The following is a 15,347-nucleotide window of genomic DNA, read 5'->3' as shown; positions in this document are numbered from 1 at the left end:
CCACGGTCCGGCCGTCGGCCACGATCCGGGCCAACTAGGATCCAGGATCATGAGCACGGGCGCTGTCACGATGGACCTCGAGACCTTCCGCAAGCTGGCGGCCGACCGCCGCGTCATCCCCGTCAGCCGCAGGCTGCTCGCGGACGGTGACACCCCGGTCGGCCTCTACCGCAAACTCGCGGCGGAGCGCCCCGGCACGTTTCTGCTCGAATCCGCCGAGAACGGCCGCTCCTGGTCCCGCTACTCCTTCGTCGGCGTCCACAGCGCCGCCACGCTCACCGTCCGGGACGGGCAGGCGCACTGGCTGGGCAGCCCGCCCGTCGGCGTCCCCACCGGCGGCGACCCGCTGGACGCCCTGCGCGCCACCGTCGAGGCCCTGCACACCCCCCGCGACCTGATGGCCGACGGCGGCGACGGGCACCTGCCGCCCTTCACCGGCGGCATGGTCGGCTACCTCGGCTACGACATCGTGCGCCGCCTCGAACGCATCGGGGACAGCACCCGGGACGACCTCGGGCTGCCCGAGCTGACCATGCTCCTGACCTCGGACCTCGCCGTCCTCGACCACTGGGACGGCACCGTCCTGCTGATCGCCAACGCGATCAACCACAACGCCCTGGACTCCGGCGTGGACGAGGCCTACGCGGACGCGGTCGCCCGCCTCGACGCGATGACCGCCGACCTGTCGCGGCCCGCGCCCGCGAGCGCCGCGCCGCTGCCGCCCTCGCAGCTGCCCCCGTTCTCCGCGCTCTGGGGCGGGCCCGCCTACCAGGAGGCGGTCGAGGACATCAAGGAGCGCATCCGGGCGGGCGAGGCGTTCCAGGTGGTGCCCTCGCAGCGGTTCGAGACGCCGTGCCCCGCGTCCGCCCTCGACGTCTACCGGGTGCTGCGCGCCACCAACCCCAGCCCGTACATGTACCTCTTCCGCTTCCCCGGCGTCGACGGGGCCGAGGGCTTCGACGTCGTCGGGTCCAGCCCCGAGGCGCTGGTGAAGGTCGAGGACGGCCGCGCGATGGTGCATCCCATCGCGGGCACCCGGCCGCGCGGCGCCACCCCGCAGGAGGACGCCGCCCTCGCCGAGGAGCTGCTCGCCGACCCCAAGGAGCGCGCCGAGCACCTGATGCTCGTCGACCTCGGCCGCAACGACCTGGGGCGGGTCTGCGAGCCCGGCAGCGTCGAGGTCGTCGACTTCATGTCCATCGAGCGCTACAGCCACGTCATGCACATCGTGTCGACCGTCGTCGGCCGGGTGGGGGAGGGGCGGACCGCCTTCGACGTGCTCACCGCCTGCTTCCCGGCCGGAACCCTCTCCGGCGCGCCCAAGCCCCGGGCGATGCAGATCATCGAGGAGCTGGAGCCGACCCGCCGCGGGCTGTACGGCGGCTGCGTCGGCTACCTCGACTTCGCCGGGGACTCCGACACCGCGATCGCCATCCGTACCGCCGTGCTGCGCGAGGGGACGGCGTACGTCCAGGCGGGAGCGGGCGTGGTCGCGGACTCCGACCCCGTCGCGGAGGACACCGAGTGCCGCAACAAGGCCGCGGCCGTGCTCCGCGCCATCGCGATGGCCGGCGGCCTGGAGGCGCGGTAGCGGTCCGGAAGCACCCGTGCGGGCTGCCCCGGGCCGTGCCCTCCGACGTGCTGCGGAGGGGGCTGCCCGGCGCCCGCCGGGGGCCGCGTGACGGGGAGCCGTCCGGACGCGGGATAGTGGTGGGGTGAGCGCCGTACCCCAGCCCCGCACCGAAGCCGCCGAGAACCCGCCCGCCGAGCCCGCCGCCCGCGCCGGCGCCGGGCGGCGCAGTCTCGCCGTCGCCCTGCTGATCGGCGCCCTGGGCGCCGCGCTGGTGCTCCTCACGGGGGCCCAGACCTGGGGAGAGGGCAGGACCGGCGCCGGGCAGGGCGCGCTCCCGGTCTCCGCCGACGGCCGTGACGTCACCGGTCTGCCGGCCGCGCTCGCCGTGGTCGGCCTCGCCGCGCTCGTCGCGGTCCTCGCCGTGCGCCGCCTCGGCCGGACCGCCGTCGCCGCCCTGCTCACGCTCTGCGGCGCCGCGATCGTCCTCACCTCCGTCCTCGGGGCGACCGACACCGACGCGCTGCGCGCCGAGGCCGCGAAGGCCACCGGACTCGCCGACGCCGGGGTCGCACACGTCAGCCACACCGCCTGGCCCTGGCTCTCCGCCGTCGGCGGGGTCCTGCTGCTGCTCGCGGGGCTGCTCGCGCTCCGGTACGGCCGCGGGTGGCCCGCCATGTCGGGCCGGTACGAGCGGGCGGAGCGCCCCGCCCGGGGCCGTACGCCGGCCGCCGTCGACCCCGACCGGCCCGAGGAGCTGTGGAAGGCCCTCGACCGCGGCGAGGACCCGACCGGCGAGGACCCGACCCGCGGGGACTGATCACCGCCTGGATGCCCGCGGGGCTGACCATCGGCTGGACGCCCGGGGGGCGGGCCGCCGCCTGGATGCGGGCGGTCGGCAGGCGGCCGGAGAGGACCCGAGTCGCTGGGACTGGCCACCGGCTGGATGCCCACGGAGACTGATCATCGCCTGGATGCGGGCAGTCGGCATGCGGTCGGCGAGGCCCCGACTCGCGGGGGACTGACCCCCTCGGGTGGTTCCCGGCCGGCCCGCCCGCCGTTCCCCGGCCGGCACCCCGGCCCCTTCGCCGTCAGGGCGCACGACCGGTCCCCGGGCGACCGGGGACCCGACAGCCGACCGGCGGCGGGGACACGACCCACCGGCAGCGGGTCGCCGGCCGATGCACCACTGATCCGGTTGGGCCGACCCCCGCTCACACCCGCCCCATGCGTCGGGGAGAATGAGCCTGAGCTTTCACCGCACCCCGACCCGGGGGGCCGCTCCCCGTGGACTTCAGCCCCGGGGAGCGACACTGCAACGAGGAGTACTCATGGCGGGCAACAGCCACGGACACACCCCGGCCGCCTGGACCGGCGTCACCATCGCCTTCATCGGCTTCTGCATCTCCGGTGCCTGCACGGTCGCGGCCCAGCCCCTCGGCTTCGTGGCGGGCCTCGTCGTCGTCGCCATCGGTGGTGTCGTGGGCCTGGCGATGCGTGCCGCGGGCATGGGGCAGCCCAAGTCCACCGCCGTCCAGCGCCCGCAGGCCGCCCAGCCGCAGAGCTGACCGCGAGCGAGGACCCGAACCGCCACGTCCCGGCCGGAGCCGCCGCCCCGGCCGGGACGCGGCGGTTCCGGGCGAGGGTGCCCGGGGGACCCCGCTCCGCCGGTGGGCGGGCCCGTACCGTTCGCGGCTCGTACCGCCCGCAGGCCGTGCTGAGCTGCGCCGTCCGCCGTCTGCGAGGACACTCGGCGGTGTGAGCGACGAATCCGTGGAGCAGCCCCCCAGCGCAGCGCCCGGCACCGCGGCGCCCGGCACCGCGGCGCCCGGCACCGTAGCGCCCCGCACGGCAGCGCCCCGCACGGCACTGCCCCCGAGCGGCGGCACGGCAGTGCCCCCGAGCGGCCCGACGGCCGGTGCTCCCGGTCCGGCGCGGACCGGCCGGGGAGCCGCCGTGGTGCCCCCGCTCGCCGTCCTCGCCGGGGTGGTCGCGGCCTTCGGCTGGGTCGCCGCGGTGGATCCGAACGAGCCCGGCCACTACCCCGCCTGCCCGCTGCTCCGCTGGACCGGGGTCTACTGCCCCGGCTGCGGGGGCCTGCGCAGCGCCCACGCCGTCGCCCACGGCGATCTGGCCACCGCGCTCCATGCCAATGCCCTGGCGGTCCTGGCGTACGCAGGGTTCGCCGCATTCTGGGCCGTCTGGCTCGTCCGGGCGACGACCGGACGCCCCCTGGAGCTGCGGCCGCGCCCCGTCCACGGGTGGTCGCTCGCGGCGCTGGCCCTGATCTTCACCGCTGTCCGGAATACGCCCCTGGGAAGGGGGCTGGTGCCATGAGGTCGACCCCGCCGAGCGCTGCGGAAGTTCCGCTGGTCCAGCGGAATGTCCAGGTCGTGGGACCGCGGTCCACCGGATGCGGGACCTCCGCCTTCGGCCGGATACCATCGCAGTGCCCCAGGAAGCACCGGATGGGGCAGCGCCTTCAGGGCGCCGACCGATTGCTCAGGACCGGAAGGGGGCCTCTCGCGTGAGTGTGCTCGACGAGATCATCGACGGAGTCCGCGCCGACCTCGCCGAGCGGCAGGCGCGCGTCAGCCTCGACGAGCTCAAGGAGCGGGCCGCGAAGGCTCCCCAGGCCAAGGACGGCGCCGCCGCGCTCCGCGGTGACAGCGTCAAGGTGATCTGCGAGGTCAAGCGCTCCAGCCCGTCCAAGGGCGCACTCGCCGCGATCGCCGACCCGGCCGGGCTCGCCGCCGACTACGAAGCGGGCGGCGCGGCCGTCATCAGCGTCCTCACCGAGCAGCGCAAGTTCGGCGGCTCGCTGGCCGACCTCGAGGCCGTCCGGGCCAAGGTCGACATCCCGGTGCTGCGCAAGGACTTCATCGTCACCGCCTACCAGCTGTGGGAGGCCCGGGCGTACGGCGCGGACCTCGCCCTGCTGATCGTGGCCGCCCTCGACCAGGAAGCCCTGGTGTCGCTGATCGAGCGGGCCGAGTCCATCGGGCTCACCCCGCTCGTCGAGGCGCACGACGAGGAGGAGGCCGAGCGGGCGGTGGCCGCGGGAGCGCGGATCATCGGCATCAACGCCCGCAACCTCAAGACCCTCGAGGTGGACCGCGGCAACTTCGCGCGCATCGCGCCGGAGATCCCGGACCACATCGTGAAGATCGCGGAATCGGGTGTGCGCGGGCCGCACGACCTGATCGCCTACGCGAACGAGGGCGCCGACGCCGTGCTGGTGGGCGAGTCGCTCGTGACCGGACGGGACCCGAAGGCGGCCGTGGCCGACCTGGTGGCCGCCGGTGCGCACCCGGCGCTGCGGCACGGGCGGGGCTGAGACCGTCATGCACGCCTACGCCCGGTTGGCTCGCGGCTGCAGGCCGCGGGGCTGTCGCGCGCCTGCGCGGCGGGTGCGGGGGCGTCGGGTGCGGTATGTGATCGGCTGTGAGCCGGGGCAGGTCAACGGGATGCGATGGCGTCGGGCGACTGCGCTTTAGCCGTCCGGCTCGGGCTGCGGGTCTTGTGCCTGCGGGGTCGTGTTCCCGGGGGCGCGTTCTCCGGGTTGTGTCCTCGGGCCCCCGTCTGTACGGGGTCGTGCCCCGGGATTCGCGTCTGCGGGCTTCGGTGAGGTCGTTCGGGGCGTTCGTGGTTGCTGGCGTTGTGGTGCCGGTCGTCACGTAAGTGACGGCGCCGGGGCCTCCGGGGTGGGGGTTCCGGGAACGTATATTTACGGGCCCTGGGGGCCCACAAATACACGGCAGCTTCCCGGAACCCCCACCCCTCCGGCCCCGTCACCACCCGTCGGTGGCCGCCCGGTCCCCCCGGCAGCTTCCGTCGGTGGCCCGCCTCGCGTTCGTCTCCCGGTTCGGGTTTCTGGTGGGTCGCGTCGCGGCCTTTCCTGGCCGTGCCCGGACGGGCGATAGCGCAGTTGCCTTCGCGTAGCGTTGTTCCCATGCCGAGATATATGGGGCACTGCCCCTTTTGAGGAGTACGTCGGATGTCGTCTGACTTCTTCATTCCGGACCCCGAGGGCCGCATTCCCAGTGCCGAGGGGTACTTCGGTGCCTTCGGTGGCAAGTTCATTCCCGAGGCGCTGGTCGCCGCGGTGGACGAGGTGGCCGCCGAGTACGAGAAGGCGAAGGCCGACCCGGCCTTCGCGGCCGAGCTGGAGGACCTGCTCGTCAACTACACGGGCCGGCCGAGCGCCCTCACCGAGGTGACCCGGTTCGCCGAGCACGCCGGGGGAGCGCGGATCTTCCTCAAGCGGGAGGACCTCAACCACACCGGGTCCCACAAGATCAACAATGTGCTGGGGCAGGCCCTGCTGACCAAGCGCATGGGCAAGACCCGGGTCATCGCCGAGACCGGTGCCGGCCAGCACGGCGTCGCCACCGCGACGGCCTGTGCGCTGTTCGGTCTCGAGTGCGTGATCTACATGGGCGAGATCGACACCGAGCGGCAGGCCCTCAACGTGGCCCGGATGCGGATGCTCGGGGCCGAGGTCGTCGCCGTGAAGTCGGGCAGCCGGACCCTGAAGGACGCGATCAACGAGGCGTTCCGCGACTGGGTCGCCAACGTCGACCGGACGCACTACCTGTTCGGCACGGTCGCGGGGCCGCACCCGTTCCCGGCCATGGTGCGGGACTTCCACCGGGTGATCGGCGTCGAGGCGCGACGGCAGCTCCTGGAGCGCGCCGGGCGGCTGCCGGACGCCGTCGCCGCGTGCGTCGGCGGCGGTTCGAACGCCATCGGCCTGTTCCACGCCTTCATCCCCGACGAGAGCGTGCGGCTGGTCGGCCTGGAGGCCGCCGGCCACGGCGTCGAGTCCGGTGAGCACGCCGCCACCCTGAGCGTCGGCGAGCCGGGCATCCTGCACGGCTCCCGCAGCTACGTCCTCCAGGACGACGAGGGGCAGATCACCGAGCCGTACTCGATCTCGGCCGGTCTGGACTACCCGGGCATCGGCCCCGAGCACTCGTACCTGAAGGACGCCGGCCGCGCCGAGTACCGGCCGGTCACGGACGACCAGGCGATGCAGGCGCTGCGGCTGCTCTCGGAGACCGAGGGCATCATCCCGGCGATCGAGAGCGCCCACGCCCTGCACGGGGCGCTGGAGCTGGGCCGGGAGCTGGGGCCGGACGGGCTGGTGCTCGTCAATCTCTCCGGCCGCGGCGACAAGGACATGGACACCGCTGCCCGGTACTTCGGGCTGTACGACCCGACGGACGCCGTCGAGGCCGACGAGACCGAGGGGACCGAGTGATGGCGGGAAACGTGGAGCTGCTGGGTTCCGTGCTGGCCCGGGCGAAGGAGGAGGGCCGGTCCGCGCTCGTCGGCTATCTGCCGGCCGGATTCCCGACCGTCGACGCCGGTGTCCGGGCCGTCACCGCGATGATCGAGGGCGGCTGCGACATCGTCGAGGTCGGCCTGCCGCACAGCGACCCGGTCCTGGACGGCCCGGTCATCCAGACCGCCGACGACATCGCCCTCCGGGGCGGGGTGCGGATCGCCGACGTCGTGCGGACGGTCCGCGAGGCGCACGCCGCGACCGGGGCGCCGGTGCTGTGCATGACGTACTGGAACCCCGTCGACCGCTACGGCGCCGAGCGGTTCGCCGCCGAGCTGGCCGAGGCCGGGGGAGCGGGCTGCATCCTGCCCGACCTGCCGGTCGAGGAGTCCGAGGTGTGGCGGAAGGCCGCCGAGCAGCACGGTCTGGCGACGGTCTTCGTGGTCGCGCCCAGCAGCCGTGACGAGCGGCTCGCCAGGATCACCGCGGCGGGTACCGGCTTCGTCTACGCGGCCTCGCTCATGGGCGTCACCGGCACCCGGGAGTCGGTCGGGGAGCAGGCCCAGGACCTGGTGCGGCGCACCAAGGCGACCACCGCGCTCCCGGTCTGCGTCGGCCTCGGAGTGTCCGACGCGGACCAGGCCGCGCAGGTCGCCCAGTTCGCGGACGGGGTGATCGTCGGATCCGCCTTCGTCAAGCGGCTGCTCGACGCCCCGGACCTGGAGACCGGCCTCGCCGGGGTCCGGACGCTCGCGGGCGAGCTGGCGGAGGGCGTCCGCCGCCGCGGCTGACTCGCCCATAAGGGTGGATCTGCGACCGGGGAGGCCGCTTCCGGCCTCCCCGGTTCGTTCCTTCAGGGTGTGAGTGACAAGAACCGAGAGGGAAAGCGCAGCGCCCGCGAGCGGCTGCAGGAAGAGCGCGAGCGGGAGAGGTCCCGGGACAAGCGCAAGCGGGCGCTGATCGTCGGCGCCGCCGGAGTGGCGGTGCTCGGCATCGCCGCGGCCATCGGCGTCGCGGTCAGCAGCACCGGGAGCGACGACGAGGCCGAGGGGCCCGTGGTCGCGCCGACCGGGGCGAACGGCGAGGACAGCCTGGCGATCCCGGTGGGCAAGCCCGCCGCGCCGTCGGTGCTCACGGTCTACGAGGACTTCCGCTGCCCGGCCTGTGCCCAGTTCGAGCGCGGCTTCCGCAGCACCGTCCACGATCTGGAGCGCGCCGGCCGGCTCCGGGCCCAGTACCACCTGGTCACCATCATCGACGGCAATCTGGGCGGCCGGGGCTCGCTGAACGCGGCCAACGCGGCGGCCTGCGCCCAGGACGCCGGCAAGTTCCAGCCGTACCACGACGTGCTCTACGACAATCAGCCGCCGGAGCAGAACGACGCCTTCGCCAACAAGGACTATCTGATCGAGCTGGCGGGCAAGGTGCCCGGCCTGGTCACCGACACCTTCCGCACCTGCGTCGAGGACGGGTCCCACGACGCCTGGGTGCAGAAGGCCAACGAGGCCTTCACCAGCTCCAACCGCCAGGGCACCCCGACCGTGCTGCTCAACGGCAAGGACGTCTACAGCAACCAGCAGGATCCGCTGACCCCGCAGAAGCTGAAGAAGGCCGTGGAGGACGCCGCGAAGTCCGCTTCGCCCACGGGACAGTAGGGGCGCAAGGGGCTGACGTTACGCAGCCGTTGCCGGGCGGATTGCCGCACTTCCCGTCCGGCACGGTAGCGTCGGTGTCGCCATGGACCTCGCATACATTCCCAGCCCGTCGACCGGCGTGATCCACCTCGGACCGATCCCGCTGCGCGGCTACGCGTTCTGCATCATCCTCGGCGTCTTCGTCGCCGTCTGGCTCGGCAACCGCCGCTGGGTCGCGCGCGGCGGCCTGGCCGGGACCGTCGCCGACATCGCCGTCTGGGCGGTGCCCTTCGGCCTCGTCGGCGGCCGCCTCTACCACGTGATCACCACGTACGAGCCGTACTTCGGCAAGAACGGGAACCCGGTCGACGCCTTCAAGATCTGGGAGGGCGGCCTCGGCATCTGGGGCGCCATCGCCCTCGGCGCGGTCGGCGCCTGGATCGGCTGCCGGCGCCGGGGCATCCCGCTCCCCGCGTACGCGGACGCGGTCGCGCCCGGTATCGCGCTCGCCCAGGCGCTCGGCCGCTGGGGCAACTGGTTCAACCAGGAGCTCTACGGCAAGCCGACCGATGTGCCCTGGGCCCTGAAGATCGACGCCAACCCCGCCGCGGGCAAGATCGCGGGCACCTACCACCCGACGTTCCTGTACGAGTCGCTGTGGTGCGTGGGCGTGGCCCTGCTGGTCATCTGGGCGGACCGCCGCTTCAAGCTCGGCCACGGCCGGGCGTTCGCGCTGTACGTCGCCGGCTACACGGTGGGCCGCGGCTGGATCGAGTACATGCGGATCGACGAGGCCCACCACATCCTGGGTGTCCGTCTCAATGTGTGGACCTCGATCCTGGTGTTCCTGGCCGCTGTCGGCTACATGATCGTCGCCGCCCGGAAGTTCCCGGGGCGCGAGGCCGTGGTCGAGCCCGCGGCGGTAGCGGCCCTCGCGGAGGAGGGCGCCGGCGACGGGGATGCCGAGGGCTCTCCCACGGCGAAGGTCGCGAAGGACGCGACGGCCACGAAGGACGTGAAGACCTCGGAGGATGCGGCCGGCGGGAAGGGCGCGAAGCCCGGTGCCGCCGGGGAGAAGGGCGCTGCCGCCGAGGAGAAGGGCAAGGGCACCGGGTCCGAGGCGTCGACGTCCGGGTCCGAGGCCTCGAAGAAGTCCTGACCCTTCACCGCACAACCCTCCGTTCCACCTCGAGACCGCCGGTCCGCACACAGCGGGCCGGCGGTCGTCGTGTGCGGCTGTCATGGCGGGCCGCGCCTCAGACTTTTTCCCTCCCCGCGACGAAACCGCAGGTCACAGCGGTAAGTTCGGCCTTCCTTGCTGGCGGATCACGGTTCTCGTGCGTAGTTTCGAAGCATGGGGGAGGGCGGTAGGCCCTTCCCGGGGAAGGGAGACCCACCGCTCATGTCCGTCATCGACAACGCCGCCGCACTGCACGAGTCCCACCGCGACAACCACACCCACCGGGACGTCAACGGTGGCTGGCTGCGGCCCGCGGTCTTCGGCGCGATGGACGGACTGGTCTCCAACCTCGCCCTGATCACCGGCGTGGCGGGCGGCGACGTCTCGTCGAAGACGCTGGTCATCACCGGTCTGGCCGGTCTGGCCGCCGGGGCCTTCTCGATGGCGGCGGGCGAGTACACCTCGGTCGCCTCCCAGCGCGAGCTGGTCCTGGCCGAGCTGGAGGTGGAGCGGCGCGAGCTGCGCAAGCACCCCAAGGACGAGCAGCAGGAGCTGGCCGAGCTCTACGTCTCGCGCGGGGTCGAGCCGGGCCTCGCCGCCGAGGTCGCCCGGCAGCTGTCCACCGACCCCGAGCAGGCCCTGGAGATCCACGCGCGGGAGGAGCTGGGCATCGACCCGGGAGACCTGCCCTCGCCCGCGGTCGCCGCCGTCTCGTCCTTCGGATCGTTCGCGCTGGGCGCGCTGCTGCCGGTCCTGCCCTACCTGCTCGGCGCCGTCGCCCTGTGGCCCGCGGTGCTGCTGGCGCTGCTGGGGCTCTTCGCCTGCGGCGCCGTCGTGGCCAGGGTCACGGCCCGCTCCTGGTGGTACAGCGGGCTCCGACAGCTGATACTGGGCGGAACCGCTGCCGCGGTCACCTTCGGGCTCGGTGCGCTGTTCGGCACCGCCGTCGGATAGGGAACCGCGCCGGGCGGGCGTGCAGGACCAGGTTGTTTCGGCAGTTGCGTGTTTCTGGACGGTTTCAGTCCGGCAACGAGCGGGAATGAGCCGAAAGCGCTGCGGGCAGAGTCGCTTGCCGCGCCCCGGGGTCCAGGGACGGCGACCCGTCCGTACACGGCCCCTCATCCACCAGTATCCGTGGTGTCCGCATTGTGAAATGAGGTATCCGCTTCTTGGGAAGCGGGCCATCATGTAGCCTGCACGAAAATTTGCGCAGAGGGCCAACGTCGTCCCTCGGCACTGACACTGCCACGACGACGACGGGAGAGCCGATGCGTTCCGCGTCCACGCACTCCGCGACCGGCGACACCACCGCCTGGTCGCCCCTGGACGAGCGCCCCGCTCCGCAGGGCCTTTACGACCCTCGCAATGAGCACGACGCCTGCGGCGTCGGTTTCGTGGCGAACCTCACCGGCGAGGCCGGCCACGAGCTCGTGGAGCAGGCGCTCACTGTGCTGCGCAACCTGGAGCACCGCGGCGCCACCGGCTCCGAGCCGGACTCCGGCGACGGCGCGGGGATCCTGCTCCAGGTTCCGGACGCGTTTCTGCGCGAGAACGTCTCCTTCGAGCTCCCCGAGGCCGGCGCCTACGCCGTCGGCATCGCCTTCCTGCCCGCCGACGAGGCCGAGGGTGCCGCCGCGGCGGCCCGGATCGAGACCATCGCCGGTGAGCAGGGCCTGACCGTCCTCGGCTGGCGCGAGGTCCCCGTCGCCCCCGGGCTGCTCGGCAGCGGCGCCCGCGCCACCATGCCCGCCTTCTCCCAGCTGTTCGTCGCGGACCGGGACGGCGCGGCCACCGGCATCGCGCTGGACCGCAAGGCGTTCCTGCTGCGCAAGCGCGCCGAGCGCGAGGCCGGCGTGTACTTCCCGTCGCTCTCCGCCCGGACCCTGGTCTACAAGGGCATGCTCACCACCGGACAGCTGGAGCCGTTCTTCCCGGACCTGTCCGACCGCCGCTTCGCGACCGCCGTCGCGCTGGTCCACTCGCGGTTCTCCACCAACACCTTCCCGAGCTGGCCGCTCGCCCACCCGTACCGGTTCGTCGCCCACAACGGTGAGATCAACACCGTCCAGGGCAACCGCAACTGGATGCGGGCCCGCGAGTCCCAGCTCGGCAGCGACCTGTTCGGCGGCCTGGCGGAGACCTTCCCGGTCTGCACCCCCGACGCCTCCGACTCCGCCTCCTTCGACGAGGTCCTGGAGCTGCTCCACCTCGGCGGCCGCTCGCTGCCGCACGCGGTGCTGATGATGGTCCCCGAGGCGTGGGAGAACAGCCCCACCATGGACCCGGCCCGCCGCGCCTTCTACCAGTACCACTCCACGATGATGGAGCCCTGGGACGGCCCGGCCTGCGTCACCTTCACCGACGGCGTCCAGGTCGGCGCGGTCCTCGACCGCAACGGGCTGCGCCCCGGCCGCTACTGGGTCACCGACGACGGCCTGGTCGTGCTCTCCTCCGAGGTCGGCGTCCTGGACATCGACCCGGCCAAGGTCGTCCGCAAGGGCCGCCTCCAGCCGGGCCGGATGTTCCTCGTGGACACCGCCGAGGGTCGCATCATCGAGGACGACGAGATCAAGGCCCAGCTCGCCGCCGAGCAGCCGTACGGCGAATGGCTGGAGAGCGGTCTGATCGACCTCGAGGACCTGCCCGAGCGGGAGCACATCGTGCACACCCACGCCTCGGTCACCCGCCGCCAGCAGACCTTCGGCTACACCGAGGAGGAGCTGCGCGTCCTGCTCGCGCCGATGGCCCGCACCGGCGCCGAGCCGATCGGCTCCATGGGCACCGACTCGCCGATCGCCGCCCTCTCCGAGCGCCCCCGGCTGCTGTTCGACTACTTCACCCAGCTGTTCGCGCAGGTCACCAACCCGCCGCTGGACGCCATCCGCGAGGAGCTCGTCACCTCGCTGATCTCCTCGCTCGGCCCGCAGGGCAACCTGCTGGACCCGACCGCCGCGTCCTGTCGCAGCGTCACCCTGCCGTTCCCGGTGATCGACAACGACGAGCTGGCCAAGCTCATCCACATCAACGCCGACGGCGACCTGCCCGGCTTCAAGGCCACCACGCTCTCCGGTCTCTACCGGGTCAGCGGCGGCGGCGAGTCGCTGGCCGCCCGGATCGAGGAGATCTGCGCCGAGGCCGACTCCGCGATCGCCGGCGGCGCCCACCTCATCGTGCTCTCCGACCGGCACTCCGACGCCGAGCACGCGCCGATCCCGTCGCTGCTGCTCACCTCCGCGGTGCACCACCACCTCATCCGCACCAAGCAGCGCACCCGGGTGGGGCTGCTCGTCGAGGCCGGCGACGTCCGCGAGGTGCACCACATCGCGCTGCTCATCGGGTACGGCGCCGCCGCCGTCAACCCGTACCTCGCGATGGAGTCGGTCGAGGACCTGGTCCGCGCCGGGACGTTCCTCCCGGACGCCGACCCCGAGACCGCCATCCGCAACCTCATCAAGGCACTCGGCAAGGGCGTGCTCAAGGTGATGTCCAAGATGGGCATCTCCACCGTCGCCTCCTACCGCGGGGCGCAGGTCTTCGAGGCCGTCGGCCTGGACGAGTCCTTCGTCGACACCTACTTCCACGGCACCACCACCAAGATCGGTGGCGCGGGCCTGGACGTCGTCGCCCGCGAGGTCGCCGAGCGGCACGCCAAGGCCTACCCGGCCTCCGGCATCGCCCCGGCGCACCGCACGCTGGACATCGGCGGCGAGTACCAGTGGCGCCGCGAGGGCGAGCCGCACCTGTTCGACCCGGACACGGTCTTCCGGCTCCAGCACGCCACCCGCGCCCGCCGCTACGACATCTTCAAGCAGTACACGCAGCGGATCGACGAGCAGGCCGAGCGCCTGATGACGCTCCGCGGCCTGTTCGGCTTCAAGAGCGACCGCGAGCCGATCCCCGTCGACGAGGTCGAGCCCGTCAGCGAGATCGTCAAGCGCTTCTCCACCGGCGCCATGTCGTACGGCTCCATCTCGCAGGAGGCGCACGAGACCCTCGCCATCGCCATGAACCAGCTGGGCGGCAAGTCCAACACCGGTGAGGGCGGCGAGGACCCGGACCGCCTGTACGACCCGGCGCGCCGCTCCTCGATCAAGCAGGTCGCCTCCGGCCGCTTCGGCGTGACCAGCGAGTACCTGGTCAACTCCGACGACATCCAGATCAAGATGGCGCAGGGCGCCAAGCCCGGCGAGGGCGGCCAGCTGCCCGGCCACAAGGTGTACCCGTGGGTCGCGAAGACCCGGCACTCGACGCCGGGCGTGGGGCTCATCTCCCCGCCGCCGCACCACGACATCTACTCCATCGAGGACCTGGCCCAGCTGATCCACGACCTGAAGAACGCCAACCCCCAGGCGCGCATTCACGTCAAGCTGGTCTCCGAGGTCGGTGTCGGCACCGTCGCCGCGGGTGTGTCCAAGGCACACGCGGACGTCGTGCTCATCTCCGGCCACGACGGCGGCACCGGCGCCTCGCCGCTCACCTCGCTGAAGCACGCGGGCGGCCCCTGGGAGCTCGGCCTCGCCGAGACCCAGCAGACGCTGCTGCTCAACGGCCTGCGCGACCGCATCGTGGTGCAGACCGACGGCCAGCTGAAGACCGGCCGCGACGTGGTCATCGCCGCGCTGCTCGGCGCCGAGGAGTTCGGCTTCGCGACCGCCCCGCTGGTGGTCTCCGGCTGCATCATGATGCGCGTCTGCCACCTGGACACCTGCCCGGTCGGCATCGCCACCCAGAACCCGGTGCTGCGCGAGCGCTTCAACGGCAAGGCCGAGTTCGTGGTGAACTTCTTCCAGTTCATCGCCGAGGAGGTCCGTGAGCTCCTCGCCGAGCTGGGCTTCCGCACCCTGGAGGAGGCCGTCGGCCACGCCGAACTCCTCGACACCCAGCGGGCCGTGAACCACTGGAAGGCGCAGGGCCTGGACCTGGAGCCGCTGCTCCATGTGCCGGACCTGCCGGCCGGAGCCGTCCGCCACCAGGTGATCGAGCAGGACCACGGTCTGGAGAAGGCGCTCGACAACCAGCTGATCAAGCTGGCGGCCGACGCGCTGACCGCGGACTCGGCCGAGTCGGCGCAGCCCGTCCGCGCCCAGCTCGCCGTCCGCAACATCAACCGGACCGTCGGCACCATGCTGGGCCACGAGGTGACGAAGAAGTTCGGCGGCGCGGGCCTGCCGGACGACACCGTCGACATCACCTTCACCGGCTCCGCGGGCCAGTCGTTCGGCGCCTTCGTGCCGCGCGGTGTCACCCTGCGGCTGGAGGGCGACGCCAACGACTACGTCGGCAAGGGCCTCTCCGGCGGCCGGCTGGTGGTCCGCCCGGACCGCGGCGCCGACCACCTCGCCGAGTACTCGACCATCGCGGGCAACACCATCGCCTACGGCGCGACCGGCGGCGAGATCTACCTCCGCGGCCGGGTCGGCGAGCGCTTCTGCGTCCGCAACTCCGGCGCCACCGTGGTGTCCGAGGGCGTGGGCGACCACGGCTGCGAGTACATGACCGGCGGCAACGCCGTCGTGCTCGGGGACACCGGACGGAACTTCGCGGCCGGCATGTCGGGCGGCTTCGCCTACGTGATCGACCTCGACCCGGCCAACGTCAACAAGGAACTCACCTCGGCCGTCGGCCCGCTGGACGCCGACGACCAGCAGTGGCTGCACGGCGCCGCGCAGCGCCCCC

At 72.8% G+C, this 15,347-nt stretch carries 12 protein-coding genes; all 12 read left to right on the top strand.

The window, feature by feature from the left end; translation table 11 throughout:
- Window positions 1-49 precede the first annotated feature (49 nt).
- A complete protein-coding gene (locus tag AC3EQ1_RS25345) occupies window positions 50-1,591 on the top strand; it encodes an anthranilate synthase component I (RefSeq protein ID WP_432096642.1) in 1,542 nt (513 codons plus the stop codon).
- A 124-nt stretch (window positions 1,592-1,715) separates the two neighbouring features.
- A complete protein-coding gene (locus tag AC3EQ1_RS25340; RefSeq protein WP_432096641.1) occupies window positions 1,716-2,390 on the top strand; it encodes a TIGR02234 family membrane protein in 675 nt (224 codons plus the stop codon).
- Window positions 2,391-2,901: 511 nt separating this feature from the next.
- Entirely contained in the window at window positions 2,902-3,138 is a 237-nt protein-coding gene (locus AC3EQ1_RS25335; protein WP_432096640.1) for an HGxxPAAW family protein, read from the top strand.
- A gap of 301 nt (window positions 3,139-3,439) precedes the next feature.
- Window positions 3,440-3,907 (top strand): DUF2752 domain-containing protein, encoded by a 468-nt coding sequence (locus tag AC3EQ1_RS25330; RefSeq protein ID WP_432096676.1) that lies wholly within the window; start codon window positions 3,440-3,442, stop codon window positions 3,905-3,907.
- A 190-nt stretch (window positions 3,908-4,097) separates the two neighbouring features.
- Window positions 4,098-4,907 carry an indole-3-glycerol phosphate synthase TrpC gene (gene trpC, locus AC3EQ1_RS25325; RefSeq protein WP_432096639.1) on the top strand — a complete coding sequence of 270 codons (810 nt, stop codon included), beginning with the start codon at window positions 4,098-4,100 and terminating at the stop codon, window positions 4,905-4,907.
- A gap of 7 nt (window positions 4,908-4,914) precedes the next feature.
- Window positions 4,915-5,067 (top strand): tryptophan biosynthesis modulator TrpM, encoded by a 153-nt coding sequence (trpM, locus tag AC3EQ1_RS25320; protein WP_432096638.1) that lies wholly within the window; start codon window positions 4,915-4,917, stop codon window positions 5,065-5,067.
- 500 nt (window positions 5,068-5,567) lie between these two features.
- Window positions 5,568-6,833, top strand: a complete 1,266-nt coding sequence (gene trpB / locus AC3EQ1_RS25315; RefSeq protein ID WP_432096637.1) for a tryptophan synthase subunit beta — start codon at window positions 5,568-5,570, stop codon at window positions 6,831-6,833.
- On the top strand, window positions 6,833-7,648 hold the full coding sequence (trpA, locus tag AC3EQ1_RS25310; protein ID WP_432096636.1) for a tryptophan synthase subunit alpha: 816 nt from the start codon (window positions 6,833-6,835) through the stop codon (window positions 7,646-7,648). The genes trpB and trpA overlap by 1 nt, the downstream gene beginning before the upstream one ends.
- Before the next feature lie 69 nt (window positions 7,649-7,717).
- The gene (locus AC3EQ1_RS25305) at window positions 7,718-8,512 is read left to right on the top strand and encodes a DsbA family protein (protein ID WP_432096635.1); all 795 of its coding nucleotides are present in this window, start codon (window positions 7,718-7,720) and stop codon (window positions 8,510-8,512) included.
- 82 nt (window positions 8,513-8,594) lie between these two features.
- Window positions 8,595-9,650, top strand: a complete 1,056-nt coding sequence (gene lgt, locus AC3EQ1_RS25300; protein ID WP_432096634.1) for a prolipoprotein diacylglyceryl transferase — start codon at window positions 8,595-8,597, stop codon at window positions 9,648-9,650.
- 243 nt (window positions 9,651-9,893) lie between these two features.
- A complete protein-coding gene (locus AC3EQ1_RS25295; RefSeq protein ID WP_432096633.1) occupies window positions 9,894-10,625 on the top strand; it encodes a VIT1/CCC1 transporter family protein in 732 nt (243 codons plus the stop codon).
- 314 nt (window positions 10,626-10,939) lie between these two features.
- A partial coding sequence (gltB, locus tag AC3EQ1_RS25290; protein ID WP_432096632.1) for a glutamate synthase large subunit occupies window positions 10,940-15,347 on the top strand: 4,408 nt, incomplete at its 3' end.

It is taken from the genome of Streptomyces sp. bgisy100 (genome assembly GCF_057709105.1).
Note: the sequence above shows the minus strand (reverse complement) of the source record. Positions and strands in the feature narration are given on the sequence as shown.

Bases quoted from the DNA above. Each gene is read 5' to 3' on its own strand.
- AC3EQ1_RS25345 (WP_432096642.1), top strand. From the start codon at position 50: ATGAGCACGGGCGCTGTCACGATGGACCTCGAGACCTTCCGCAAGCTG.
- AC3EQ1_RS25335 (WP_432096640.1), top strand. From the start codon at position 2,902: ATGGCGGGCAACAGCCACGGACACACCCCGGCCGCCTGGACCGGCGTC.
- trpM (WP_432096638.1), top strand. From the start codon at position 4,915: ATGCACGCCTACGCCCGGTTGGCTCGCGGCTGCAGGCCGCGGGGCTGT.
- trpB (WP_432096637.1), top strand. From the start codon at position 5,568: ATGTCGTCTGACTTCTTCATTCCGGACCCCGAGGGCCGCATTCCCAGT.
- trpA (WP_432096636.1), top strand. From the start codon at position 6,833: ATGGCGGGAAACGTGGAGCTGCTGGGTTCCGTGCTGGCCCGGGCGAAG.
- lgt (WP_432096634.1), top strand. From the start codon at position 8,595: ATGGACCTCGCATACATTCCCAGCCCGTCGACCGGCGTGATCCACCTC.
- AC3EQ1_RS25295 (WP_432096633.1), top strand. From the start codon at position 9,894: ATGTCCGTCATCGACAACGCCGCCGCACTGCACGAGTCCCACCGCGAC.